A 24,459-nucleotide genomic window follows, 5' to 3' on the forward strand; every position below is an offset into this window, starting at 1 on the left:
CTTCGGTCGTCAGGGTGCGACGACTTCCAGCGTGGTGGTGAAGGCCATGCGGCGGGCGCTGGCCTTCTTGTCGCTCGGCTTGGCGTCCTCAGCGCTGGCGTTCAGCCAGTACCAGCCTGCGACCGGCCACTTGATCTTGACGGTGCCGTCAGCGCCGGTGGTCAGTTCCTGCGCATCTTCCGCCTCGCGGTACTTCTTGCCGCCGGGGACCACAGTGATCTTGACGCCCGCAGCAGGCTTGCCGTCGATCAGGAAACGGAACGAGCCTTCCTCATCCGAGACGAGTTCATCGGGGTGCGTGATCGGGTCGAATTCCAGCCCCTTGCCGGTCAGCGCAACCTTGGTGGGCGCGCCCGCGGTCACGTAGACGAAGTTGCGCGTGACCGACTCGGTCAGCTTGATGTCGGTGGCGTTGGCCGGGATGTCGGCGACGGTCGGGACCATGCGCATCGGCGGGCGGGCAGGGGTACCTGCCGGAGCCGCCGGAGGAGCACCGGCACCGGCAGGTGCGCCCGGTCCACCGGGAGCACCCGGACCCTGCGGACGGCCACGGCCACCCACGCGCCATTCCTCGGCACCGACCTTGAACGTGCCCATGACGCCGGTACGCTCCATACCGATCTTCCAGGTGCCTGCCTTGTTCAGCGCGACGTCGAAAGTGCCGCGATGACGGCCCTTGGACGGATTCTCGACTTTGCCCTCGGTGCCGTCGGGCGCCCAGACGCTGACCTGAGCGGGGTCCATGGCGACATGGTCGGGGTAGAACAGGTCGTTCGAAACGGCGGCGTCGACGGTGACGTACTCGTTCGTGCTTGCCAGCGTGCTGGTCGAAGGCAGCAGCCACATGCGGTGGGCAAGGGCAGGCGTGGCCAGCACGGACGAGGCCGCAGCGGCAATCAGGATGGAGCGGAAGCGCATTGGTGTTCCCCTGTTATCGAATGAAAGAATGGATCAACGCTGAGCAATCAGCGCACGGTGACTGTGCCGAGTTCGGTCTTGCCGGAAGCCGAGCCGCCCTTGCCGCCCACGGTGAAGGGCACGGAGACGAGTTCGCGTCCGCCCGTCTCGCGCGCGGCCTCGACCTTGAGGACGTAGTCGCCCTTGGGCAGGTTGGCCGGGATCGCCACGGTGTAGCTGCCGGGCGCGCGGGTCGCGCCGCTCAGGCCATCGGCGGGAAGGTTCAGCGAACGGCCGCCCTTGCGCCACCAGGTGCGCAGGTCCGCCAGCCACTTGGTACCGGGCTCGTTGCCGCGCTTCTTGAGATCGTACCACACGAAGATCGTGCGGGCGTTGCCGCCGGCGGCGGGCTCGACCCAGCCAGCCACGTAGGGCCGGTGGTACTCGGCCACCTTGATCTGCGGAACGGTCACGGTGACCGAGGCGGCAAGCGCAGGCGTGGCAATAGTACCTGCCGCGAGCAACGGCAGCGCGGGCAGGATCTTGGTTCTGGTCATCACATGCTTTCTCGTCAGTGGATGAAAAGGAGTGCCAGCAGCAGCGGGATCAGCAGGCTGAGGCCCACCAGCGGCCAGGTCATCGGCCGGTGCTTCGCGTGCAGCTGGAGCAGGAACAGGCCGGTGATCGTGAAGATCAGGCAGGCGACGGCGAACAGGTCGATGAACCACGACCATGCCCCGCCGGTGTTGCGCCCCTTGTGGAGATCGTTGAGGTACGAGATCCAGCCGCGATTGGTCACTTCGGCCTGCACTTCGCCGGTCGCCCGGTCGATGCTGACCCAGGCATCGCGCCCCGGTCCCGGCATGGCGATGTAGACTTCGTCCTCGCCCGTCCAGTCGGCGGCGTGGCCGCTCGGGTCGAGGGGAACGGCGGCTGCCACGGCCTTCGCGACTTCGGGCGGAAGCGGATCGGTGGCGTCGCCCGGCGCGTGGAGCTTCGTCAGCAGCGCTATCGGCACCTTGCCCTCGCTCTGCGTAACCACCGGCTCCGCGCCGATCGAGGCGGCGTGGTTGAGGGTGATCCCGGTCGCGGCGAACAGCAGCATGCCGACGAGCGAAATGGCCGCGCTGACCCAGTGCCAAGTATGCAACTGCTTGAGCCAGAAGGCGCGGGCCTTCTTGTTTTTCTTCTTCTTGCCGGCGGCGGCCTTCGGTTTGGCGGGACGCGGCGGGGCGACCGTCCGTGCATCGTCCGAGGCTCCGGCGTCGCCCGGATCGGCGTCGCGTCGGTCTAGGGCGTCGGCAACTTCCAAGATGTCGCATCCTTCGGTTCTGGGGAGGGCGTCACCTTGGCGCTAACGTGCCGCCACACGTCGTTTGCGATGCCAAGAGCCCTCTGGACGACGAGCTGCTTAGTGTATATGCAAATCACTCGCAATAGTGGTTGGCAGGAGGTTACAATTGGCGACAGTCGCGGCGCCCGCGCTGGATGAACGTGCGTTCGTCCCCGTCCCGCCTGCGTTGCGCGAGCTGGGGTTCGTGGCGCAGGAACCCGTCGAATCGCTGTCGCCACTTGGGTGGGAGCGGTCGGAATACCGTCCGGCTCGCGCCAATCCCGTCGCGCTGATCGCCTCGGCGGCGATGATCCTGGGCATGGGTGCCTGTCTTGCCACGCTTAATATCGTCGCTGCGCACAAGGAGCGGATGCGCCTGACCGCCGTCGAACTGGAGGAACTCGAGGTCACGCCGCCGCCTCCCCCGCCCGAGCCGACCAAGCTGGAGACGCCGCAGGCTGCGGTGACGCAGACGGTGGCGCCCAAGCCGATGATCGAATTGCCGAGCCCCGGCCCGCAGCAGGTCATGGTCGATGCCCCGCCGCCGCCTGCTCCGCCGACTTTCGTGAGCGAGGGCGTGAAGCCTGCCGCCGCTCCCGCAGTGGCGCCTGCGCCCGCCTCGACGATGGAGGGGGGTGACCTTTCCAGCAAGGTGCTCTTCGCCAAGCCGCCGACCTATCCCGTCGACGCCCGTCGCGCGCATGAGCAGGGGACGGTGAAGCTGCTGCTGCTGGTCGGCTCCGACGGCACCGTAAAGGACATCAAGGTCGCGTCGAGCAGCGGCAGTTCGCGCCTCGACGGCGCCGCACTGCGTGCGGTCAAACACTGGCGCTGGTCGCCGACGATGAGCAACGGGGTGGCGACGGCCGTGCGCGGTTACGTGACGATCCCGTTCGTCCTCACCACCGCCTGAGCGACCGGGCCGTCAGGCGCGGTCCTGCAGGGCCGCGTGCAGCGCGGTCATCGCCTGTTCGAGCTGCGCGGAGCTGTAGGGCTTGTCGAGCCGCACGGTCGGCTGATGGTCGAGGCCCGGCTCGAACCCGCCGCTGGCGATCGCGAGCGGCACGTCGCGCGCCGCCAGTTCGGCGATCACCGGGTCCGCCTTCTGTCCGGCAAGGTTGAGGTCGATCACCGCGACGTCGTAATCGCCGGTGCCTGCGGCATCCAGCGCCGCGCCGAGGGTCGCAAAGGGCCCGACGACCTCGCAGCCAAGGTCGGCCAACATCTCTTCCAGCAGCATTGAGACGAGGAACTCGTCCTCCGCCACCAGCACCCGCAGGCCGTCGAATCGCGGCGTGTCGTCAGGCATGTGCGATCCTCCGGCATGTGTGTACGCGACCACACATCGCGCTTCCAAGCTATTGGCAGCGCTTGAAGCCTTCGGCAAGCCGGGTTTCAGCCTTCGATGATCTCGCGTATCCGTCCCGCGAGCAGGTCCATGGCGAAGGGCTTGGTTATCATCGCCATGCCGGGCTCAAGGAAGCCCGAGGCCAGCGCCGCGTTCTCGGCATAGCCGGTCATGAACAGCACCTTGAGGCCGGGACGGCTGGCGCGCCCTCCGTCCGCGACCTGACGGCCGTTGAGGCCGGGCAGGCCGATATCGGTGATGAGCAGGTCTATCCGCCGGTCCGACTGGAGGATGGCGAGGCCCGCAGGCCCATCCGATGCCTCGATGGCGTTGTACCCGAGTTCGTCTAGCACTTCGAGGATCAGCCCCCGCACGACCGGCTCGTCCTCCACCACCAGCACGACTTCGCCACTCTGTGCGGGGGGCAGGGCGGCTAGCTGGTCGCTTTCATCCGGCGCGCTGTCGCTGCCGTGATGGCGCGGAAGGTATAGCTTGATCGTGGTGCCGATGCCTTCCTCGGAATAGATCCGGGCATAGCCTTCAGATTGGCGCGCGAAGCCGTAGATCATCGACAGGCCGAGCCCGGTGCCCTGTCCGATCGGCTTGGTCGTGAAGAAGGGCTCGAACGCCCGCGCGGCCGTATCCCGGCTCATGCCGACGCCCGTGTCAGTGATGGCGATGCACACGTACTGGCCCGGCTTCACGTCCCGCTCGCGCGCGGCGTAGTGACTGTCGAGATGGGCGTTGCACGTCTCGACGGTGAGCTTGCCGCCCTGCGGCATCGCATCGCGGGCGTTGATGACGAGGTTGAGGATGGCGCTTTCGAGCTGGTTGGCGTCGCAGCGCGTCAGCCACAGCCCGCCCGCCAGCACGAGCGAAAGCTCGATGTGCTCGCCCAGCGTCCGGCGCAGCATGTCCTCCATCGAGGCGATCAGCGGATTGGTGCGGACCGGGCGCGGGTCGAGCGGCTGGCGGCGCGAGAAGGCGAGCAGCCGATGCGTCAGTGCCGCCGCCCGCTCCGCCGAGGTGCGCGCGCCCGTCAGCCAGCGGTCGAGATCCTTCGTCCGACCCTGTGCCAGCCGGTTGTGCATCATGTCGAGGCAGCCGGTGATGCCTTGCAGCAGGTTGTTGAAGTCGTGCGCGATGCCGCCGGTAAGCTGGCCGACTGCCTCCATCTTCTGGCTCTGGCGCAGGGCCTCCTCGATGGCGCGCTGTTCGGTTATGTCGCGGCCGATGGCGTGGATGCGCCGTTCGTCGGGCACCGCCGTCCAGGCGATCAGGCGATAGTCGCCGTCCTTGGTGCGGTAGCGGTTCTCGAACGCGATGGTGCGCTGCCCGGTCGACAGCTTGGCGATCTCGGCGGCGGTGGCATCCAGATCGTCGGCATGGACGAAGGAGGCGACGCGGCGGCCCAGCATCTCTCCCTCGTGCCAGCCCAGCAACCGCTCGGCGGAAGGGTTGACGGCAGTTATCAGCCCGTTGAAGTCGCAGACCAGCATGAGGTCGCGGCTGATGCTCCAGAGCCTGTCGCGGTCCTGCGCGTAAGCGGCTTCGGCCTGCTTCTGCGCCTCGATCTGCGTGAAGGTGCCGACCCATGCGGTGATCGTGCCGTGGGCGTCGGTCAGCGGCAGCGCACGGGCGAGGTGCCAGCGATAGAGCCCTTCGGCGTCGCGCAGGCGCAGTTCGGTGTCGTAGCTTTCGCCCGTCGCCAGAGCGCTGGACCACTGATGCAGCGTTGCGGCGCGGTCGTCCGGGTGGACGAGGCGGGCCCAGCCATCGCCTTCCAGCGCGCCGCGTGGCTCGCCGGAATAGGCGTAGGCGCGGTCATTGAACCAGTCGAACCGGCCATCGGCGCGCGCCGTCCATACTTGCGTCGGCATATTCTGGGCGAGGGCGCTGAACTGCGCCTCGCTCTTCTCCAAGGCCAGTTGGGTGCGCTTGCGGTCGGTGACATCGCTGACCGCGCCGATCATCCGCACCGCGTTGCCCGCAGGATCGAACTCGAACTCGGACTTGCGGGCGATCACCCGCTCCTCGCCGGTATCGGGTCGGCGGATGCGATATTCGACGTCGAGTGCGGCGACCCCGGAGTTGCGCCGCGCGTGGTTGGACGACAGGTGGCGATCTTCGGGAACGATAATCTGCTCGAACAGCTCCGGCGGCATTGGGCCGTTCTGCGGCACGCCGAAGATGCGGCAGAATTCGTCGGTGCCGCTGATGGTGTTCGCCACGATATCGACCGAGAACAGGCCGACGCCGCCTGCAACCTGCGCGCGACTCAGCTGCTCGGCACTGAGGCGCAGGGCTTCCTGCGCGTCGTGTTCGAAGGTGCGGTCGCGCATGAGCTTGACGAGGCCGATGGCGGCCCCTGCCTCGTTGCGCAGCGGGGTCATCTCGCTAAGGCCCCAGAACCGCTCGCCGCTCTTGCGCAGGTGCCAGCGCGCATCGTGGGCCCGACTGTTCTCCAGCGCCTCGCGGCGTTTCGCGGCGGGACGGCCGGCGGCGCGGTCCTCGGGCGTGAAGAACAGGTCGATCGGGTGGCCGAGCATCTCCGGTTCGGTCCAGCCGAGCATCGCCGCTGCGCCTGTGTTCCAGAGGGTGACATTCCCGTCGAGGTCGGTCGCGACGATGCCGTAGTCGATCGCGCCGTCGAGAATCTGGCGGTTGTAGCCCTCGCGTTCACGCAGCAGACCCTCCGCGCCGACGCGCTGGATGTGGGCCCAGGATCGTTCCGTGACCTCGCGGATCACGCCGAGTTCGTAGGAGGTCCAGTGATGCGGACTGCTGTCGTGGATCGCCATGAGGGCGGTCAGACGGCCTTCCTTCACGAGCGGCATGCAGATGGTCGCGGCGATGCCGATGTCTTGGAAAGTCCTGGCTTCCTCGGGCGCTATCTCGACGCTGTTGTCGTTGATGATGAGCGGGCGACCGGCCGAAAGTTCCTGCACCGCAAGCTGCCCGAAGTCGGCGAGGCTGTAATGCCCCACGATCGAGGGCGAACCGTCGGCGTGCCAGTTGCCGCGGATGGTGAAACCGTCCCCGTCATCGTCCATGTCGGCGTAGGCGCAGTTGGACAGGCCGAGGTGCTCGGCGGTCAGGCGGGTCGTGATGGCGAGGATGTCCTCGGCCTGGCGGCAGTCCGCCACGGCGCGGCCGAGATCGTCGAGGAAGCGGAGCTTGGCTTCGCTTTCCTCCAGCGCCAGCCGGGCATGGTGGGCCTCGGTGATCTCGACGACTACCGCGATGACCCCGGCTGGCTTGCCGTCGTCGCCGGGAACGGGGGAGTAGTCGAGGTTCAGCCAGACCTGCTCGGGACGCCCGTGGCGGTGGAGCGTGAGCATGAAGTCGCGGTAGCATAGGGTACCGCCGGCAAGCCCTACCTTCATGACATTGGCATTGAATTCAGCGACTTCCGCCCAGCCGTCGAGCACGTTCGAGCCGAGCAGGCGACTGTCGCGCCCGCCCGCGAACTCGGCATAGGCATCGTTGTAGAGCATGACGCCCTCAGGCCCCCAGAGCAGCACCAGCGGCACCGGGGAGGGGAGCATCATCGCGACGGTATGGCGCAGGCTGACCGGCCAGCGTTCGATCGCGCCGATGGGGGTGGAGGCCCAGTCATAGGTGGCGATGCGCCATGCGAGATCGCCTTCGAGTCCCATGAACCCGTCGTTCCCCTCGCTGCGCGCCATGCCCTTTACCGTCCCCTTTGCGCCGCCGGACGGGCTTTCCGTCGTCGTTTGTGCTCTGGGAACACATCGCGCGGGGGAGGGTTCCCCGTCAATCCATCTTGTCAGCCCGCGATGGCTCTCGGGAAGCGTAGGGGAGGGGCGGATTCCTGCGGTTTCGGAGCGGGACAGGCGCGATTGCGGCCCTTGCTCTTGGCGTCGTAGAGCGCGCGGTCGGCCTCAAGATGGGCGAAGGACAGGTCCGAAGTGCCTGCACTGAACGACACCGAGCCTATGCTGAGCGTGCCACAGGCGTCACCACCCTGCCGCAAAGCGAACCCCGAGCACAGCCCTTCGGCGACCCGCAGGCCCCCGGCGGCATCCACGCGCGGGAGCAGCACCGCGAACTCGTCTCCACCCAGCCGCGCGGCGATCGCGCTTGCCGGAAGGCTGTCCCGGAGGAACTCCGACAGCGCTACCAGCAGGCGGTCGCCTTCCTGGTGTCCGAAGCAGTCGTTGATAGTCTTGAAGTTGTCGACGTCGATAACGAGCAGCGCGCCGCCCTGTGCCTGCACGTCCACCGAGCGTGCCTCGAACCCGCGGCGGTTGAGCAGGCCGGTCAGCGGATCGCTCTGCGCGAGGCGGTTCACGCGCTCCTCGCGCCGCCGCCGGAGCGCGCCCGAGATCGACATGGCGAGCGCGACCTCGACGAGAATGCCTTCGAACAGCGACAGCGCGATCATCGCGCCGGTGTAGCTGGCGAGATCGACGAAGGCGCCGGGCGCGAAGGCGCAGGCCGCCTTCACCGCATAGAAGGAGCCGTGGGCGAGGAAGGTGGAGACCAGCATCCGCGTCTCCGACCCGGTCGTGCGCCGCGCCTCGAACAGCACGCTTGCGGCGCGCAGCGAGAGCAGCGCCACGAAGGCGGCGTTGAACAGCGACATCATCTGGTCGCGGGCGTGCGGTTCGGGGATCGCCATCAGCGCGGCGCAGGCCACCGGGGCGAAGTACCATCCGGGCGAGAGCCTGCGGTCGGCGAAGGCGGCGGCGCCGCGCAGGAACATCAGGTGCGCCAGCGGCACCATCGAGTTCGACAGCCACACGCCGATGAGGAACGATCCTTCCTGCCGCAGCGGCGCCAGCGTGCAGCCGACCACGATGCACAGGAAGCCGAGCGCGAAGCTCAGCAGGAAGCCTTCGCGCAGGGACCGCCATTCGATGAGAAGAAATGCGGCGGCCACGAACGCGATCGCGTTCGACAGCAACAGCATCGTATGTGCATCCACCGACATCGAAAAGTCCCGGCCCCCTTTGCCTGCCGAGGTGTTAGCGCGGTATCCTAAACAAAACGTGCACCATTCGTTTTTTCGAGCGGGAACGGTGGTTTGTCCGCCTCCCAACCCGTCGCCCCTGCCTGCGCAGGGGCGACGGGGTTTGAAGAGCGTAATCGCCATTGCGACGGATGCCCGACGAACCGCGTCGGATGGAGGGATCGAAAAAGCGGTCAGCGCTGTTTCATCGACATGGCGCCTCGGGAGAGGGCGCGCCCAATGCCCCCAAATGCCCTTCGCCCGCCCGGCGTGACAGATCAGAAACACGAAGGAGAGCACCGATGAATCGACGTGACCCCAACGCCGGCAGCCGCCAGACCGGCGGCTATCGTTCCGACGAGAACGCGTGGGACTCGCCCCGTCAGGCCAACCAGTGGCAGGCGGATTCGAACCGGCAGGCCGGAGGCGGCTGGGATGCCGGTGACGATGAGCGCAGCGGCTACCTGACCGACGACGCGCGCGCCCGCCGCTCCGCCTCGCGGGATCTCGAGGGCCGCTATACCGGCGATATTCGTGACGAGGCGCGCAGCCGCTACGGTGACGATGGACGCAGCGAGCATCGCCATGGCAGCAACCGCCCCGGCTACGGTGCGCGTGGCGGCTATGGCGAGCGCGGCTATCAGTTCTCCGGCCACCGCGACGCAGGGTATCCGGCGCGCGACTTCGACGCGAGCGCAGGCAACGACTTCTCCAGCTTCACCAGCGAGGACTACGGCGGTCGCGACTTCTCGGGCAACCGTGGCGGCCTGTCCGGCGGCATGCGTTCCAGCGACACCTATCGCCCGAGCTACGGCCCCGGAAGCTGGGGCAGCAGCAGCCGCGATTACGGCGACTGGCGCGAATATGGCGAGAGCCGTGGTTTCCTCGAACGCGCGGGTGACGAGATCGCGAGCTGGTTCGGCAACGAGGACGCCCAGCGCCGCCGTGAGCAGGACCATCGCGGTCGCGGCCCTTCGGACTACACCCGCTCCGACGAACGCATCCGCGAGGACGTGAACGACACGCTGACCCATGACTGGCGCGTCGACGCCAGCAACGTGCGCGTCACCGTCAAGGACGGCGAAGTGACGTTGGAAGGCACCGTCGACAGCCGCCAGTCGAAGCGCCGGGCCGAGGACATGACCGACGGCGTGTCCGGCGTGCGCCATGTCCAGAACAACCTGCGCGTGCAGACGGAGGGCCTCACCGCCGGCACCGGCACACCGGGCTATTCGCATACCGCGACGACGGGCACTGGCTCTGGCACCGCCACGACGACGACCGGCATGACGGGCAGCGGCGGCACCGGAAGCTCCTGACCGGACGCACCGTCGCTGATGAAGGGGAGCCCCGTGCGGGGCTCCCCTTTTTCGTGTGACGGCCATGCGCCGGGGCTGGACAACCTCGGCGATGGCCATAGGTTTGCAACCATGCCCCGCCGATGGCATTAATCGGGAAGAACCCGGCCGAGCGTACACGCGCAGGCCATTGTCGCAATCTTACGTCACGGCCATTTCCGGGGGTTACATCGCTTTGCGCGGCTGGATTCTGTTTCAGCATGAACTCGACCCGTCGATTCCGGAGGTTCCGGAAGTCCTGCGCTTCCAGGAGGCTGCGGGCGCGCTCGGCATCGAGATGCACGTCCTGCAGCCGCACCGCTTCGAATTGGTGGTCGGCACCGTGGGCGACTGGGCGATGCAGTACCAGGGCCGCCCGATCGACAAGCCGGACTTCGTGATCTGCCGCACCGGCGCGGAGACGGACTACTTCACGCTGGCCCTGCTGCGCCATTTCGAGCGGCGCGGCGTGCGCCTCGTCAACGGCCCGGCGACGATCGAGACGGTTTCGGACAAGCTGCACACGCTCCAGACGCTCAACCGCGCGGGGCTGCCGATCCCGCGCACGATGCTGGGGACGTTCCCCATCGACGTCGATCTGGTGGAGCGCGAACTGGGCTTTCCGGTGATCGTCAAGACGTTGAAGGGCACGCGCGGGGCTGGCGTCCTCAAGTGCGAGGACCGCAGCCAGTTCGAGGATCTGGCCGGGCTGCTCGAAAGCGCGGAGGCCAAGGCCGACTTCATCCTCCAGCATTACGTGCGCGCCAGCCATGGCCGCGATGTGCGTGTGCTGGTGGTGGGCGGGCGCGTGATCGCGGCGATGGAGCGGCGCTCGCTGACCGGCGGGTTCAAGTCCAACGTCTCGCTCGGCGGCGTCGGCGTCGCCTACAACCCGCCGCCCGAAATGGCCGAACTGGCGGTGCAGGCGGCGGACGTGCTGGAACTCGACATCACCGGTATCGACATCCTGTTCGACGAGGACGGGTACCGCATCTGCGAGGCCAACTCCGCCCCCGGCTTCCAGGGGCTGGAGCGGGCGACCGGGCTCGACGTGCCGACCGCGATCCTCGAATGGGTCGTCTCCACGCAGGCCGCCGTGCAGGAGCGCAAGCCCGCCCCGGCGGAAAGCACGGCGCTGGCCGACATGGTCTTCGGCGGCCGCACCGGCCTGCGCGCGCTGCTCGATCGCAACACCGAATTTCGCGGTTTCGCCAGCGCTGTCGGCCTGCGCATGGTCGCGGCGGGGGCGGGCTGTCTGGTGCAGGGCGCGTTCCCGCGCCCACTGGTGGACCGCCGCAGCCCGACCGGGATCGGCCTGCGCAGCCTCTTCGAAGGGCGCGCCAAGGTGGATCTCTCGGGCCTCAACGACCGGACGCAGGAGCGCACGCTGCTGGTGGTGCTCTCGGTGGCGATCTGGGCGGCGGTGCTGCCCTGGCTCGCGGGTGCGGAGCCGCTGCTGAGCGGCGTCCTGTCGGTGCTGGCGATGACCTTCCCGGCGCTGTTCCTGCTGACCTCTCCCGCCGGACGGTTCCGCAGCGGGGCTGCGCGCCGCCGCAGGAGCAACGGATGATCGACTTTTCCGCGATCCCCTGGCAGGCGCTCGCCCCGTTCATCGTGGCGGGGTTCCTTGCGCAACTGGTCGACAGTGCGGTGGGCATGGGTTTCGGCGTCATCGGCAACTCGCTGCTGCTCCTGCTCGGCCTGCCGCCTGCCGCCGCGTCCTCCGTGATGCATATGGTGGAGGGCTTCACCAGCGGCGTCTCGGGCGTGGCGCACGCCCTGCAACGCAACGTCGACTGGACGCTGTTCGCGCGGCTGGTCATCCCCGGCATCGCGGGCGGGCTGGCGGGGGTATGGGCGCTCTCGCACCTCAGCCTCTCGATCCTGCGGCCGGTGCTGCTGGTCTATCTGGCGGCGGTGGGCATCTACCTCATCTGGAGGGCCGCGCGGCGCGCGCAGGCCTATCGCCGGATGCGCGCCGTCGGGCCGCTGGGCTTCGTCGCGGGCTTCCTCGATTCTTTCGGCGGGGCGTGGGGGCCGGTAACGACGGGCAGCCTGATCGCGCAGGGCATGACCCCGCGCATGGCGGTCGGCACCGTGAATGCGGCGGAGTTCTTCGTGACCGTCACCGTGCTCTCGGCGTTCATCGGCAGCCTCGGGCTCCAGTCGGTCGGGCTGGCGGCGCTCGGGCTGCTGATCGGCGGCGTCATCGCCGCGCCGGTCGGTGCGCTGGTGACGCGGCGAGCGCCTTCGCGCGACCTGACGCAGTGGATCGGCGGCGTGATGGTGGCGCTGGCGTTCTGGGGGCTCATCTCGCTCGCCTTCGCGCCGACGCCGCTGTTCTCGCGGATGTGAGCGGTCAGGCGGGGTCGAGCCGCCCGCCGCTCAGTACCTTGGCCAGCTTCGGGGAAATCCTCAGCAGCCCCTGCGCCATCGCCACCACCGCGCCGAGGATAAGGAACGGCTGCGCGATCAGGTAGACCGGATAGAGCGGCGATCCGAGCTTGCCGGTCAGCTTGCCCACCAGCGGGCCGAACAGCCAGATCAGGATGAGGTGCGCACAGAAGTAGAAGAACATGTAAGGCTCGATCCGCCGCATCACCGACGCGGCGGGAGTGGCTGTGAGCCTCCACGCCAGCCACCACACCGCCAGCGACGCAGCGACGCGGGCGACGAGGTCCACCGCCGCGGTCGACGCATCGTCGAACGGGCGCGCGTCGCCGATGGAGACGTAGAGATGCAGCGGCATCAGCACCGCGAAGGGCAGCAGCGCGACCATGGCGGGCCAGTCCGCCGCGCGCTCGGCCAGGTTGATGCGGCGGGCGATGATGCCGATGGTGAAGAACATCAGGATCGACGCGCGCAGGATCACCGGCGGGCCGAGGCCGAGGATGTGGCATGTCCCCGCCGCCAGCGCGATGACCACCAGCACGCGCGAGGGCAGCCTCACCAGCAGCGGGGCCAGCACCATGCACAGGAACAGGTCGCGCAGGAACGGCATCTGCACGTTGATGTCAGGCGGGCGGGTGACGATGAACAGCTCCTCCGCCAGCCATCGCACCGACTGCGGGGTCGGTGCGGCCAAGCCGAACAGCCAAGCGGCGCCCGAGACGAAGACGATCGCCAGCGCATTCCACAGCACCATCGGCAGCAGGATCGTGCGCGCCTTGCGGGCGACGTGCGGCCCCCAGTTGCGCGTGCGTGACGATCCGGCGACCAGCCAGCCCGATATCAGGCCGAGCAGCGGCACCGCGCTGCGCCCGAACACTTCCATCAGGATCCAGCGGAAGGTCTCCTGCGGCGTGCCCCGCGCCAGTTCGAGCAGGTTGCCCGAAAGACCCGTCCATGCGTGGACGTAGACGATCCCGGTGATGCAGATGACGCGGGCGATGCGGATCGCATCGGAGCGTCGGCTTTGCAGCTCAGTCCTGGCTTCAGGCAAGCGGTGTCCCGCCCATGGTCATCCGTGCTCCGTATGTGCTCTTGTCAGCATAAATCCCGCCGAGCGCAGTGGTTGCCTCGGGCGGGATATGCCAAGCCTATTCGTTACGGCGCGCCGGTGGCGGGACGAAGTGACTGCACCGTCAGAACAGTTCCTCGTCGAGCGCCATGACCGTCTCCGGCCCCGCCGCGATCCGCGCGGCATGGAGCGCCGCGCGCGGCAGCACGTAGCTGGCGTAGTAGGCGGCGAGGGCGGCATGGGTACGCTGGGTGCGCGGATCGTCGAGCGCCGGGGCGGCGCCAATGATCCGCACCCACATCCAGCCGAGCGAGACCAGCGCGAAGAGGTTGAGGTACTCCGTCGCCGCCGCGCCCAGCAGGTCGACGTCGCCGGCGCCCGCCGCCACGGTCACGCTCGCCTCCTCCAGCATCGCCAGCGCACCGCGCATGCCGATGACCAGCGGATCGGCGGCATCGGCCTTGTCGAGATCGGCGGAGATGCCCGCGATGTAGGCGCGCAGCGGCGCGCCGCCTTCCAGCGTCACCTTGCGCGCAACGAGGTCCATCGCCTGCACGCCGTTGGTGCCCTCGTAGATCTGGGTGATGCGCGCGTCGCGGACGAACTGCTCCATCCCGGCTTCGTGGATGTAGCCGTGGCCGCCGAAGACCTGCTGCGCCAGCACCGTCGTCTCGAAGCCGAAGTCGGTGAAGGCCGCCTTGATGACCGGGGTCAGCAGCGCGACGTCTGCCGAGGCGGCGGCGCGCACTGACGGGTCGGGGTGACGGTCGGCCACGTCCATGCGGATCGCGGTCCATGCGGCGAGCGCGCGGGCAGGCTCCACGAAGGCGCGGCAGGCGAGCAGCATCTTGCGCACGTCGGCATGGGCGATGATCGGCACCGGGCCGGGGCGACCGTCGGCGGAGCGGCCCTGCAGGCGCTCGCGCGCGTAAGTCACGGCACCCTGCGTCGCCGCGTCGGCAAGGCCGAGGCCCTGGATGCCGACGAACAGCCGCTCGGCATTCATCATCGTGAACATCGCATTGAGCCCGCGCCCGGCCTCGCCGACCAGCCACCCGGTCGCGCCGTCGTAGTTCATGACGCAGGTGGGCTGCGCGTGGATGCCCATCTTGTGTTCCAGCGCGCCGACTGACATCGCGTTGCGCTCATCGAAGGCGCCGTCCGCTCCGGGCAGGAACTTGGGGACGAGGAACAGGCTGATGCCCTTCACGCCCGCCGGGGCATCGGGCAGCCGCGCCAAGACCAGGTGGACGATGTTGTTGCCGAAATCCTGATCGCCCGAGGAGATGAAGATCTTGGTGCCGGTGACGGCGAAGCTGCCATCCTCGCGCGGGTCGGCGCGGGTGCGCAGCAGGCCGAGGTCGGTGCCCGCCGAAGCCTCGGTCAGCGCCATCGCGCCGCACCACTCGCCGGTGACGAGCTTGCCGAGGTAGGTCGCCTTGAGTTCCTCCGACCCGTGCGCCGCCAGCGCTTCCGCCGCGCCGCGCGTGAGGCCGGGGAACAACCCGAACGAGAGGTTCGCGGCGGAGACCATCTCGTCCAGCATGATCTGAACCGTGCGCGGCAGGCCCTGTCCGCCGTACTCGGGATCGCCCGCAAGGCCCGACCAGCCAGCCTCGACATATTCGGCATAGGCCTGCGCAAAGCCGGGCGCGGTGATGACCTTGCCGTCCACCAGCTTCGCCCCCGCCGCATCGCCGGGCAGGTTGAGCGGCGCGAGGCGTTCGGCGCACATGCGGCCCGCCATCGTCAGCACTTCGGCGGCGAGTTCGGCGGTAACTTCCTCCAGCCCCGGCAGCGCGGCCATCTGCGCATCGAAATCGAGCACATGCTCCAGCAGGAAGCGCATCGTCGCGACGGGGGGCTGGTAGGTCGAGGGCATGATCGTCTCCGGCTTGTCTGGCTGCTTGCGGGCGTTGCTGTGTCAATGTACCAAACGGTCGTTACAATCAAGCGAGCATCGCCGTGATGACCGGGCCCCTCGTCGAAATCCCTTGCCGAACGGCGGGCGCGCCGCCATCGCCGCTGCCATGAGCGCCAGAAAGCCGGACAGGGTGGAAACGACAGGCCCCACGCGCGAGGAGGAAGTGCTGGCGGCGGCCGCCGGTCTGTTCGCCGAGCGCGGCTATGCGGCGACCAGCATGCGCGACATCGGCGAGCGCGTGGGCCTGCTGGGCGGCTCGCTCTACCACTACATCAAGAGCAAGGACGCGCTCTTCGTGCGCATCCACGACCGCGCATTGCAGGCGGCGGAGGACCGCATCCGCGCCGCCATCACGGGGATCGACGATCCGGCGCTGCGTCTGGCGACGGCATGCCGCGTGCTGCTGGCGATCCAGCTCGACCCGGCATCGCTGACGATGCCGCTGATGCACGATTTCCGCGCGGTGCCCGAAGTGGTGCGCGCGCAACTGGTGGAGCGCCGCGACGCCTTCGAGCGGCTGTTCGTCGATCTGGTGGAGGCCGCGCCGCCGCCCGCAGGCGTCGACCCCGCGATCTACCGCATCCTGCTGCTGACGACGCTCAATTCCGCGAGCGACTGGTATCGCCCCGGCCGCCTGACGCTCGATCAGGTCGCGGAGCAGATCCTGCGGGTCTACGCGGTCACGGGCTGAGGCTTGACCACGCGGGCGAGGCCTTCCTGCGCGACACTGGCGACGAGGGTGCCCGAACGGTCGTAGATCGCGCCGCGCGCGAAGCCGCGCGCATGGCCTGCCCAGGGGCTCTCCATGCTGTAGAGCAGCCAGTCATCCACCGGCGGGGTCGAGTGGAACCACACCGCATGGTCGAGGCTCGCTACTTGCAGGCCCGGCGTGAAGAAGGTCTTCGAATGCGGCAGCACCGCCGTCGAGACAAGCGCGAAATCGCTGGCGTAGGCGAGGATCACGCGTTTCAGCGCATCGTCGCTTTCCATCGGCGCGGCAAGGCGGAACCACAGGAACTGGCGCGGCGTCTCGCCGCTCTGCATCGCGCCCTTCATCGCGGGCGGTCCGGGACGGACCTCGAACGAGGCGAGGCGCTCCATCATCGCCTGCGGGAACTGCTGCCCGATCGCGGCGAGCGCGGCGGCAAGTTCCGGGCACTGTTCGGGCGCAGGCACCTGCGGCATCGGCGCGGCGTGGGCGAAGCCTTCCTCGCGCCGGTGGAACGAGGCGGCGAGGTTGAGAATCGGCTTGCCGCCCTGCATGGCGACGACGCGGCGATTGGCGAAGCTGCCGCCGTCGAAATCGCGCAGGACGCGGTAGATGATCGGGCGCGTGGTGTCGCCGGCGCGCAGGAAGTAGGCATGGAGCGAGTGCGCCTGACGCTCCAGCCCGTCGCCTTCGTTGATGCCCCGCGCGGCTGCGGCGAGGGCCTGCGCCACCACCTGCCCGCCGAACACGCGGCCCGGCCCTTCGGCGGCGGGGGCGCCACGGAACAGGTCGGTGTCGATCTCCTCGACGTCCAGCAGGGCGCGCAGTTCGGCGACGGCGGCAGCGGGGTCAGCCATCAATTGGCCTCAGCGGGGAGCCTTCGAGCCATGCGAGGGCCTGCCGTTCGATGGAGAGCAGTTCCTCGAGCGTCTGGTCGATGGCGCGCTTCTGCTTGCGCAGGTCGGCGATGCGCTCGCCCACCTTGGCCTTCAGCGCGCGGACCTGTTCCTGATGCTCGGGATCGACGTCGTAGAGGTCGAGGAAGTCCTTGATCTCGCGGATCGAGAAGCCGAGACGCTTGCCGCGCAGGATCAGTTGCATCCGCCCGATCTCCCGCCGCGAATAGATCCGCGTGGTGCCCGCCCGCTGCGGCGCGATCAGGCCCTTGTCCTCGTAGAAGCGCAAGGTCCGCATCGTCACGCCAAGCAGCGTCGCGGCCTCCTGGATGCCGAGCATCTGGGGGAGTTCGGGGGCGGGAGCGGCGCTCAAGCGGCCGGTCCACCCGAGCCCGCTGCCGCCGCGCGCTTCGCGGCTTCCTCGGCGACGAGATCCTTCTTGGACAGCTTGCCGACCATCGTCTTGGGCAGCGAATCCCGGAACTCTATCGAAGAGGGAATCTCGATCTTGTTCAGCCGCTCGCGCAGGAAGCCCAGCAATGTTTCCTGATCCAAGATGTCCCCCGCATGCAGCACCACGAACGCCTTGGGGGCCTGCCCGCGATAGGCGTCCGGGACGCCGATCACGACCGCTTCGGCGACCATCGGATGCTCGTAGAGCGCTTCCTCGATCACGCGCGGATAGACGTTGTACCCCCCGCACAGGATCACGTCCTTGATCCTGTCCACGAGGAACAGATAGCCGTCCTGATCGAGATAGCCAATATCGCCTGTACGCAATGCGCCGTAGATGAAGGTCTTCTCGGTATCCTCGGGCCGGTTCCAGTAGCCCTTCATGATCTGCGGCCCGCGCGCGCAGACCTCGCCCTTCTCGCCGGGCGCGCAGAGGCGGGTAGGATCGGCGGGATCGCGGATCTCCAGCGCGGTGCCTGGGAAGGCCGGGCCGCAGGAGTTGTCCTTGACCAGCCCCTCCAGGGGATTGCAGGCGATGATCGGGCTCGCTTCGGACAGGCCGTAGCCTTCCACCACGTTGACCCCGGTGCGCTGCTCGAACTCGCGCCGCACTTCGAGGGGGAGCGGGGCGCCGCCGGAGATGCAGACGCGGGTCTGGTCGAACTCGCCGTGCAACTGCTGGCCGTTGAGCGCGGTGTAGAGCGTCGGCACCCCGAAGAACTGCGTCGGCTTGGTGCGCTTGGCGGTGGCGAGGAAGGACTTCATCTCGAAGCGCGGCAGCAGGATCATCTCAGCGGCGGTATCGACCGAGTAGTTGAGCACCGTCGTCAGCGCGAAGACATGGAACAGCGGCAGGACGCCGAGCGTGCGCTCCTGGCACTCGGGCATGTGGCCGACATGCGCGATCATCTGCGCCGAGTTCGCGGCAAGGTTGGCGTGCGTCAGCATGGCGCCCTTGGGCGTGCCGGTGGTGCCGCCGGTGTATTGCAGGACCGCGAGGTCGTTGGGCGAACGCTCCACCGGGTCCGGATCGGCGTCGCGCGCGATGAGGTTGGCCCAGCGGGCATAGCGCAGGTCATGCGGCTCGTGCGCGATGTCGCTGCGCTTGAACAGCAGGAAGGCGCGGCGCTTCATCGCGGGCAGGGCGTCCGCGAAGGGGCACACGACCACGCGCTTGAGCGAGCTGCGGCCGACCAGCGGCTCCAGCTTGGGCAGGCAGAGCGCGAGGTCGGTGGCGATCATCACCTCGCACCCGGAATCCGTGACCTGGTGCGCCATCTCGCGCTCGGTGTAGAGCGGATTGAAGTTCACCACGACCGCGCCGATGCGCAGCACCGCGAAGTAGCTGACGACGTAGTACGGCGTGTTGGGCAGGCACAGGCCTACCCGCGTGCCCTTGGTGACGCCGAGATCCTGCAGGCCCCGGGCGGCGCGCTTCACCAGCGCGCCGATCTCGGCATAAGTCCACTTGCGGCCCATGAAGTCGATGGCGGGCCACTGGCCGTGGGCCTCGACCGCATGGTCCAGCAGGTCGGTCAGAAGACGCGGCGCGATCGGCGGCATCTCGTCCGTCCCCGATGGTGAGGTAGAGTCGGTGGCGGGTGCGACCCCGCCGATCGTCGCCGCAGCATTCATCAGAAGGCCATCCTTGCACCGAGGGAGAACACGAGGGCGGAAGCGTCCTGCAACTCGCCATTGACCAGGATCGGCGTCTGCACCGGCGTCCCGGCATAGGCGGCCGTCGTGCGGTCGATGGTCGCGTCCTTGAACCAGATGTAGGAGGCCGCCGCGTCGATGGTGAACTTCTGGCTCAGCGAATAGCTGGTGCCTGCCGAGACGTTCCAGCGGTTGCTGTCAGGCACGCGCGCGTCGCGGTTGCCGTTGCGGGTGGGCGTCATGCCGCGCTGGATGCCGGTGCGTACCGTCCACTGCGGGTTGACCTCGTAGTCGGCGCCGAGCGCCCAGGTCCAGCTGTTGCGGTAGTTCTCGGGTATCGACTGGTTCAGCGGGGCGCCGAGGTCGATCGAGTCGAACTTGCTCCAGCCCATGCGCACGACCTGCGCGTTGAGGGTCAGGCTCTTGCTCATCTTCGCGCGGGCGCTGCCGATGACCATCCATGGCGTGCTGAATTCGGCGGTGGCATCGATGGTGCCGTTGCGCGCGGCGAGCGGACCGGCCAGCCCCTCGATCGTCACGGTGCCGTCGAGCTTGTGCTTGATCGACGACTTGTAGGCGAGGCCGAGCGAGACCGGGCCGTCATGGAACTGCATGCCCGCAGACCAGCCCACGTCCCATCCCTTGCCCTTGAGGTTCTGGTGCCCGTCCGGCAGCAGCGGCGAGAGGTTGGGGAGGTAGTTGCCGAGCGCGGCGTCGACATGCTCGATGTTCGCCGCGCCGCCGATGTAGAGGCCCTTGGCGACTTCCACCGCGATGCTGGGCTGGATGTCGAAGGTGCGCAGCTTGGTCTTGTCGGCGCTGTAGCGCGACCAGCTGTCGGCATCGTAGTCGGTAGTGAAGGAATAGGGCGCGGTTACGGACAGGCCAAGCGCCACGCGGCCGAAGCCATAGGCGATCGCGCCCGAGGGGAGCACGCCGTTGTCGATGGGGTTCTTTGCGAGCGGATCGCCGCCGACCGAGGCCGGGGCCTGCGCCGGGCGCACGATCACGGTGTTGTTGTCCACCACCTTGCCGCGCGGACGGATGAAGCTGGCGCGGACCGAAGCTTCGCCGCCCTGCATCCCGGCGATCGAGGCGGGGTTCCACCACAGGGACTCGACGCCGGTGTCAGCCGCTTCGCCCGAAAAGGCGCGGCCCTGTCCGCGGACGGACTGCTCCTGAAGATAGAACGCCTGTGCGCTCGCGGTGCCTCCCCAGGCGAGGGCGACGGCGCTGGCGGCGCCGGCAAGGAGGAGGCGACTGGAACGGTAATGCATTGGTACTCTCCCTAAGCGACTGTTTTTCGCTTGTTCTTGAACGACCCTGGTCTTCACTTGATCCGCGTCCAGGTCTGCGTCTTGCAGAGCGGCCAGACGATGCAGCCCTTGAGCTTGAGCGTGTCCGCGCCCGAAGGTGTGATGGTGGCCTTGTAGGTGCCGCCATCCTCGGGGTTGTAGATCGACCCGCCCGACCACGTATTGCCGTCCGCCTTGAAGCCGCCGAGGATCTGGAGGCCCTTGAGGCGGCGGTCGCGCTTGGACGCGTCCTTGTTGTTGATGTCCTTGAGTTCCGGGTTCTTCAGGATGTTCTCGGAAGACATCAGCTTGCCGCAGATCGAGCCGCCGCAGCGTTCGATCTCGACGACGCCGTGCTTGGCGGGCGTGCGCCACGAACCGACCAGCGAACCGGCATCCGCAGCGAGCACCGGCGAAGCGGCGCTCATGGCGGAAACCAACGCCATGGTCGTAAGTTTAACGAAGTGCATTTGCGACCTCTCCATCTCTCTCGCCCGGGTTCGTTTATGCTGGAACCGCGCCCCTCGCTTCGCAGGTGACGCCGGATCCCGAACCGGATGGACTCGGCATATCCCAAAATTTGCTTGACGTATAGGGAAAGATTCGCACCTTAAGGGAAGACGTTCGAAGGAACGAGGATCGCTACGGATTCGGCACAATAGCCGCGCCGGTCCGCCCATGGAGAGAATGCATGAAAAGCGTCGTGATCGCGGGCTATGCCCGTTCGCCGTTCCACCTTGCCAACAAGGGCGCGCTCGCCCGCGTCCGCCCCGATGACCTTGCCGCGCAGGTGATCCGTGGTCTCATCGCGAAGACCGGCGTCGAGCCCGCCGATATCGAGGATATCATCGTCGGCTGCGCCTTCCCCGAAGGCGAGCAGGGCCTGAACGTGGCGCGCCTGATCGGGCTCCTCGCGGACCTGCCGCTGTCGGTCGGCGGCATGACGGTGAATCGCTTCTGCGGCTCGTCGATGAGCGCGATCCACACCGCCATGGGCCAGATCGCCATCGGCGCGGGCGAGGTCTTCGTCTGCGCGGGTGTCGAGTCGATGAGCCGGGTGCCGATGATGGGCTTCAACCCGCTCCCCAACCCGGTGCTGGCGAAGAAGAGCGCCGCGTACATGGGCATGGGCGAGACGGCGGAGAATGTCGCCACCAAGTACCAGATCGGTCGCGCCGAGCAGGAAGCTCTGGCGGTTTCCAGCCAGCAGAAGGCCGCCGCCGCGCGCGAAGCGGGCAAGCTGGTGGATGAGATCGTGCCGATCGAGACCAAGGCGGGCACCGTCAGCGAGGACGGCACGATTCGCGGCGACACTACCGCCGAGGCGCTCGCCGGGCTCAAGCCCGCGTTCGATGCGCAGGGTTCGGTGACGGCGGGCACCTCCTCGCCGCTGACCGACGGCGCCAGCGCCGTGCTGGTCACGACCGAAGAGTATGCACGCGCTCATGGCCTGCCGATCCTCGCCCGCATCAAGTCGGTCGCGATCTCCGGCTGCGCGCCGGAAACCATGGGCCTTGGCCCGATCGTCTCCAGCCAGAAGGCGATGCAGCGCGCGGGGATTTCCGCCGGTGATCTCGACGTGGTGGAACTGAACGAAGCCTTTGCGTCTCAGGCACTTGCCTGCATCAAGGATCTCGGCCTCGACACCGCCAAGGTGAACATCGACGGCGGAGCCATCGCCATCGGGCACCCGCTCGGCGCGACCGGCGCGCGCATCGTCGGCAAGGCGGCGGCGCTGCTCAAGCGGGAGGGCGGCAAGTACGCGCTCGCCAGCCAGTGCATCGGCGGCGGGCAGGGCATCGCCACCGTTCTGGAGGCAGTGGAATGAGCGAGCCGATCAGGAAAGTCTGCGTCATCGGCGCGGGCACCATGGGTGCCGGGATCGCCGCGCAGGTCGCCAATGCGGGCGTGCCGGTGCTGCTGCTCGACATCGTTCCCAAGGACGCTGCGAACCGCAATGCCGTGGCCGAAGGCGCGGTTGCGAAGATGCTCAAGACCGAGCCCGCGCCGTTCATGAGCAAGTCCGCTGCGAAGCTGGTCGAGACTGGTAACATCGAGGATCACCTTGAAAAGGTTGCGGAATGCGACTGGGTGATCGAGGCGGTGATCGAGCGGCTCGACATCAAGCAGGGCCTCTATGCCAAGCTTGAACTGGTGAAGCGCGACGGTACGGCGGTGTCCTCCAACACCTCCACCATCCCGCTGGCGCAGCTGGTGGACGGGCGTTCGGACGCGTTCAAGCGCGACTTCCTCATCACCCACTTCTTCAATCCGCCGCGCTACATGCGGCTGCTGGAGATCGTCACCGGGCCGCAGACCGATGCCGGTGTCGCCGCGAAGGTGGAGCGGTTCGCCGACGTCGCGATGGGCAAGACGGTGGTCAAGGCCAAGGACACGCCGGGATTTATTGCAAATCGCATAGGCACTTACTGGATCCAGCTGGGTCTCAACGCCGCCTTCGACATGGGGCTGAGCGTCGAGCTGGCCGATGCCGTGGCGGGCAAGCCGATGGGCGTGCCCAAGACCGGGATCTTCGGGCTCGTCGACCTCGTAGGCATCGACCTCATGCCGCATCTGCAAGCCAGCCTGACCTCCACGCTAGCCAAGGATGATCCCTACCATGCTATCGCGCGCAGCCATCCGCTGATCGAGAAGATGATCGCGGACGGCTATACCGGCCGCAAAGGCAAGGGCGGATTCTACCGTCTTAACAAGGAGATGGGCCGCCGCAAGGAGACCATCGGCCTGCAGTCCGGCGAGTATCGCGAGACCGTGCGCGAGGCCGGTCCCTCGGGCGGCGCGGGCAGGGGCGACCTTCGCAAGCTGGTGGAGGTCAAAGGTCCGATCGGCGACTACGCATGGGCGGTGCTGGGCGGCACGCTGGCGTATGCGGCGGGGCTGGTCCCGTCCGCTGCGGCCGATGTGGTGGCGATCGATGACGCCATGAAGCTCGGCTACAACTGGAAGGTCGGGCCGTTTGAGATGATCGACAAGCTGGGCGCCGCCTGGCTTGCACAGCGCCTTGAAAACGAAGGGAAACCCGTCCCCGAAATCCTCAAGGTCGCGGGTGATCGGCCCTTCTACCGGATCGAAAACGGGGTGCGCCAGTACCTGACACTGAACGGAACCTACGAGGACCTGAAGCGCCCTGAGGGTGTCCTGAGGCTCTCCGACGTGAAGCTGGCGTCCTCCCCGCTGCTGCGCAACGGGTCGGCATCGCTGTGGGACATCGGCGACGGTGTCGTCGCGCTGGAATTCACCGGCAAGATGAACGCGCTCGACGGCGACGTCATGAAGCTCATCGTCGAGGCCATCCCCCTCGTCGCGTCGAAGTACAAGGCGCTGGTCGTCTACAACGACGCCGACAGCTTCTCCGCCGGGGCCAATCTCGGCCTTGCCATCTTCGCGGTGAACATCGCCGCGTGGAGCGAGATCGAGAAGCTCGTCGCCGGTGGGCAGATGGCGTACAAGGGGCTCAAGTACGCGCCGTTCCCGGTGGTCGGCGCGCCGGCGGGCCTCGCGGTCGGCGGCGGGTGCGAGATCCTGCTGCACTGCGACGCGGTGCAGGCGCATGCCGAGCTGTACATGGGCCTCGTCGAATGCGGGGTCGGGCTGATCCCGGGCTGGGGCGGCAACGGCGAGATGCTCGACCGCTGGCAGAAGAACAAGCTGATGCCGAAGGGGCCGATGCCCCCGGTCGCCAAGGTGTTCGAGACGGTATCGACCGCTTTGGTGTCGAAGTCCGCCGCGCAGGCGAAGGAGATGCTGTTCCTGCGGGCCGAGGACGCGATCACCATGAACCGCGACCGCCTGCTCTACGATGCCAAGCAGAAGGCGCTCAGCCTGGTGGACGGATACAAGGCGCCCGAGCCGCCGCACTTCCGCCTTCCGGGCGAGAGCGGCCGCACCGCGCTGTCGATGGCGGCCGAGGGCTTCCGCAAGCAGGGCAAGGCGACCGATTACGACATGGTCGTCTCCGATGCGCTGGCCGGCGTCCTGTCGGGCGGCGAGGCGGACCTCGTCGATACCGTCAGCGAGCAGGATCTGCTCAGGCTGGAGCGGGAGACGTTCATGCGGCTGGTGCGCGAGCCGCGCTCCATCGCCCGGGTGGAGCACATGCTCGAAACCGGCAAGCCGCTGCGTAATTGAGACAGGAACAACGGGAAGAGAGCGTGA

General features: G+C 67.9%; 20 protein-coding genes. 7 read left to right on the forward strand and 13 right to left on the reverse strand.

Annotated features, from left to right (window positions below; genetic code table 11):
* Positions 1 to 9: 9 nt before the first annotated feature.
* The 3 genes from LO787_RS18010 to LO787_RS18020 are packed head-to-tail and all read right to left on the reverse strand — an operon-like array spanning position 10 to position 2,209.
* Positions 10 to 918, reverse strand: coding sequence for a DUF4198 domain-containing protein (locus LO787_RS18010; protein WP_232492365.1), 909 nt, complete (start codon positions 916 to 918; stop codon positions 10 to 12).
* 47 nt (positions 919 to 965) lie between these two features.
* Positions 966 to 1,454, reverse strand: coding sequence for a DUF2271 domain-containing protein (locus tag LO787_RS18015; protein WP_232492366.1), 489 nt, complete (start codon positions 1,452 to 1,454; stop codon positions 966 to 968).
* Between the two features lie 14 nt (positions 1,455 to 1,468).
* Entirely contained in the window at positions 1,469 to 2,209 is a 741-nt protein-coding gene (locus tag LO787_RS18020) for a PepSY-associated TM helix domain-containing protein (RefSeq protein WP_420847762.1), read from the reverse strand.
* Between the two features lie 148 nt (positions 2,210 to 2,357).
* On the opposite strand from LO787_RS18020, the gene LO787_RS18025 reads away from it, so the two are divergent.
* Entirely contained in the window at positions 2,358 to 3,143 is a 786-nt protein-coding gene (locus LO787_RS18025; protein ID WP_232492367.1) for an energy transducer TonB, read from the forward strand.
* A 12-nt stretch (positions 3,144 to 3,155) separates the two neighbouring features.
* Here LO787_RS18025 and LO787_RS18030 read toward each other — a convergent pair whose 3' ends face one another.
* The 3 genes from LO787_RS18030 to LO787_RS18040 all read right to left on the reverse strand — a co-directional run bounded on the left by LO787_RS18030 (position 3,156) and on the right by LO787_RS18040 (position 8,535).
* Positions 3,156 to 3,539 carry a response regulator gene (locus tag LO787_RS18030; protein WP_232492368.1) on the reverse strand — a complete coding sequence of 128 codons (384 nt, stop codon included), beginning with the start codon at positions 3,537 to 3,539 and terminating at the stop codon, positions 3,156 to 3,158.
* An 86-nt stretch (positions 3,540 to 3,625) separates the two neighbouring features.
* Positions 3,626 to 7,237 carry a PAS domain S-box protein gene (locus tag LO787_RS18035; protein ID WP_232492369.1) on the reverse strand — a complete coding sequence of 1,204 codons (3,612 nt, stop codon included), beginning with the start codon at positions 7,235 to 7,237 and terminating at the stop codon, positions 3,626 to 3,628.
* Between the two features lie 131 nt (positions 7,238 to 7,368).
* A complete protein-coding gene (locus LO787_RS18040) occupies positions 7,369 to 8,535 on the reverse strand; it encodes a GGDEF domain-containing protein (protein WP_232492370.1) in 1,167 nt (388 codons plus the stop codon).
* 320 nt (positions 8,536 to 8,855) lie between these two features.
* On the opposite strand from LO787_RS18040, the gene LO787_RS18045 reads away from it, so the two are divergent.
* From LO787_RS18045 to LO787_RS18055, 3 genes are all read left to right on the forward strand, one after another.
* A complete protein-coding gene (locus LO787_RS18045; RefSeq protein ID WP_232492371.1) occupies positions 8,856 to 9,872 on the forward strand; it encodes a BON domain-containing protein in 1,017 nt (338 codons plus the stop codon).
* A 214-nt stretch (positions 9,873 to 10,086) separates the two neighbouring features.
* Positions 10,087 to 11,460, forward strand: a complete 1,374-nt coding sequence (locus LO787_RS18050; RefSeq protein WP_232492372.1) for an ATP-grasp domain-containing protein — start codon at positions 10,087 to 10,089, stop codon at positions 11,458 to 11,460.
* Positions 11,457 to 12,245 (forward strand): sulfite exporter TauE/SafE family protein, encoded by a 789-nt coding sequence (locus LO787_RS18055; RefSeq protein ID WP_232492373.1) that lies wholly within the window; start codon positions 11,457 to 11,459, stop codon positions 12,243 to 12,245. Before LO787_RS18050 ends, LO787_RS18055 begins: the two co-directional genes overlap by 4 nt.
* A gap of 4 nt (positions 12,246 to 12,249) precedes the next feature.
* Here LO787_RS18055 and LO787_RS18060 read toward each other — a convergent pair whose 3' ends face one another.
* Positions 12,250 to 13,332, reverse strand: coding sequence for an acyltransferase family protein (locus tag LO787_RS18060; protein ID WP_232492374.1), 1,083 nt, complete (start codon positions 13,330 to 13,332; stop codon positions 12,250 to 12,252).
* Positions 13,333 to 13,474: 142 nt separating this feature from the next.
* Complete coding sequence (locus tag LO787_RS18065; RefSeq protein WP_232492375.1) at positions 13,475 to 15,232, reverse strand: acyl-CoA dehydrogenase; 1,758 nt, start codon at positions 15,230 to 15,232, stop codon at positions 13,475 to 13,477.
* Between the two features lie 148 nt (positions 15,233 to 15,380).
* On the opposite strand from LO787_RS18065, the gene LO787_RS18070 reads away from it, so the two are divergent.
* Entirely contained in the window at positions 15,381 to 15,965 is a 585-nt protein-coding gene (locus LO787_RS18070; RefSeq protein WP_232492376.1) for a TetR/AcrR family transcriptional regulator, read from the forward strand.
* On the opposite strand, the gene LO787_RS18075 is transcribed toward LO787_RS18070, so the two are convergent.
* The 5 genes from LO787_RS18075 to LO787_RS18095 are packed head-to-tail and all read right to left on the reverse strand — an operon-like array spanning position 15,947 to position 20,753.
* Positions 15,947 to 16,840, reverse strand: coding sequence for an acyl-CoA thioesterase (locus LO787_RS18075; protein ID WP_232492377.1), 894 nt, complete (start codon positions 16,838 to 16,840; stop codon positions 15,947 to 15,949). The genes LO787_RS18070 and LO787_RS18075 overlap by 19 nt on opposite strands.
* Positions 16,833 to 17,219, reverse strand: a complete 387-nt coding sequence (locus LO787_RS18080; RefSeq protein WP_232496364.1) for a MerR family transcriptional regulator — start codon at positions 17,217 to 17,219, stop codon at positions 16,833 to 16,835. The genes LO787_RS18075 and LO787_RS18080 overlap by 8 nt, the downstream gene beginning before the upstream one ends.
* Before the next feature lie 29 nt (positions 17,220 to 17,248).
* On the reverse strand, positions 17,249 to 18,967 hold the full coding sequence (locus tag LO787_RS18085; RefSeq protein ID WP_232492378.1) for a long-chain-fatty-acid--CoA ligase: 1,719 nt from the start codon (positions 18,965 to 18,967) through the stop codon (positions 17,249 to 17,251).
* On the reverse strand, positions 18,967 to 20,265 hold the full coding sequence (locus tag LO787_RS18090) for an OmpP1/FadL family transporter (RefSeq protein WP_232492379.1): 1,299 nt from the start codon (positions 20,263 to 20,265) through the stop codon (positions 18,967 to 18,969). Before LO787_RS18090 ends, LO787_RS18085 begins: the two co-directional genes overlap by 1 nt.
* 53 nt (positions 20,266 to 20,318) lie before the next feature.
* The gene (locus tag LO787_RS18095) at positions 20,319 to 20,753 is read right to left on the reverse strand and encodes a DUF2147 domain-containing protein (protein ID WP_232492380.1); all 435 of its coding nucleotides are present in this window, start codon (positions 20,751 to 20,753) and stop codon (positions 20,319 to 20,321) included.
* Positions 20,754 to 20,974: 221 nt separating this feature from the next.
* On the opposite strand from LO787_RS18095, the gene LO787_RS18100 reads away from it, so the two are divergent.
* Both LO787_RS18100 and LO787_RS18105 read left to right on the forward strand, forming a co-directional pair.
* Positions 20,975 to 22,111, forward strand: a complete 1,137-nt coding sequence (locus LO787_RS18100) for a thiolase family protein (RefSeq protein WP_232492381.1) — start codon at positions 20,975 to 20,977, stop codon at positions 22,109 to 22,111.
* Positions 22,108 to 24,432 (forward strand): 3-hydroxyacyl-CoA dehydrogenase/enoyl-CoA hydratase family protein, encoded by a 2,325-nt coding sequence (locus LO787_RS18105; RefSeq protein ID WP_232492382.1) that lies wholly within the window; start codon positions 22,108 to 22,110, stop codon positions 24,430 to 24,432. The genes LO787_RS18100 and LO787_RS18105 overlap by 4 nt, the downstream gene beginning before the upstream one ends.
* Positions 24,433 to 24,459: the final 27 nt, after the last annotated feature.

Source organism: Novosphingobium kaempferiae (genome assembly GCF_021227995.1).
GTDB lineage: Bacteria > Pseudomonadota > Alphaproteobacteria > Sphingomonadales > Sphingomonadaceae > Novosphingobium > Novosphingobium kaempferiae.

Excerpts from the sequence above, each read along its gene's own strand:
- LO787_RS18095 (WP_232492380.1), bottom strand. The coding sequence starts at position 20,753 with ATGCACTTCGTTAAACTTACGACCATGGCGTTGGTTTCCGCCATGAGC.
- LO787_RS18085 (WP_232492378.1), bottom strand. The coding sequence starts at position 18,967 with ATGAATGCTGCGGCGACGATCGGCGGGGTCGCACCCGCCACCGACTCT.
- LO787_RS18065 (WP_232492375.1), bottom strand. The coding sequence starts at position 15,232 with ATGCCCTCGACCTACCAGCCCCCCGTCGCGACGATGCGCTTCCTGCTG.
- LO787_RS18040 (WP_232492370.1), bottom strand. The coding sequence starts at position 8,535 with ATGTCGGTGGATGCACATACGATGCTGTTGCTGTCGAACGCGATCGCG.
- LO787_RS18035 (WP_232492369.1), bottom strand. The coding sequence starts at position 7,237 with ATGGGACTCGAAGGCGATCTCGCATGGCGCATCGCCACCTATGACTGG.
- LO787_RS18105 (WP_232492382.1), top strand. The coding sequence starts at position 22,108 with ATGAGCGAGCCGATCAGGAAAGTCTGCGTCATCGGCGCGGGCACCATG.
- LO787_RS18010 (WP_232492365.1), bottom strand. The coding sequence starts at position 918 with ATGCGCTTCCGCTCCATCCTGATTGCCGCTGCGGCCTCGTCCGTGCTG.
- LO787_RS18075 (WP_232492377.1), bottom strand. The coding sequence starts at position 16,840 with ATGGCTGACCCCGCTGCCGCCGTCGCCGAACTGCGCGCCCTGCTGGAC.
- LO787_RS18030 (WP_232492368.1), bottom strand. The coding sequence starts at position 3,539 with ATGCCTGACGACACGCCGCGATTCGACGGCCTGCGGGTGCTGGTGGCG.
- LO787_RS18100 (WP_232492381.1), top strand. The coding sequence starts at position 20,975 with ATGAAAAGCGTCGTGATCGCGGGCTATGCCCGTTCGCCGTTCCACCTT.
- LO787_RS18080 (WP_232496364.1), bottom strand. The coding sequence starts at position 17,219 with ATGCTCGGCATCCAGGAGGCCGCGACGCTGCTTGGCGTGACGATGCGG.
- LO787_RS18015 (WP_232492366.1), bottom strand. The coding sequence starts at position 1,454 with ATGACCAGAACCAAGATCCTGCCCGCGCTGCCGTTGCTCGCGGCAGGT.
- LO787_RS18055 (WP_232492373.1), top strand. The coding sequence starts at position 11,457 with ATGATCGACTTTTCCGCGATCCCCTGGCAGGCGCTCGCCCCGTTCATC.
- LO787_RS18070 (WP_232492376.1), top strand. The coding sequence starts at position 15,381 with ATGAGCGCCAGAAAGCCGGACAGGGTGGAAACGACAGGCCCCACGCGC.
- LO787_RS18045 (WP_232492371.1), top strand. The coding sequence starts at position 8,856 with ATGAATCGACGTGACCCCAACGCCGGCAGCCGCCAGACCGGCGGCTAT.
- LO787_RS18090 (WP_232492379.1), bottom strand. The coding sequence starts at position 20,265 with ATGCATTACCGTTCCAGTCGCCTCCTCCTTGCCGGCGCCGCCAGCGCC.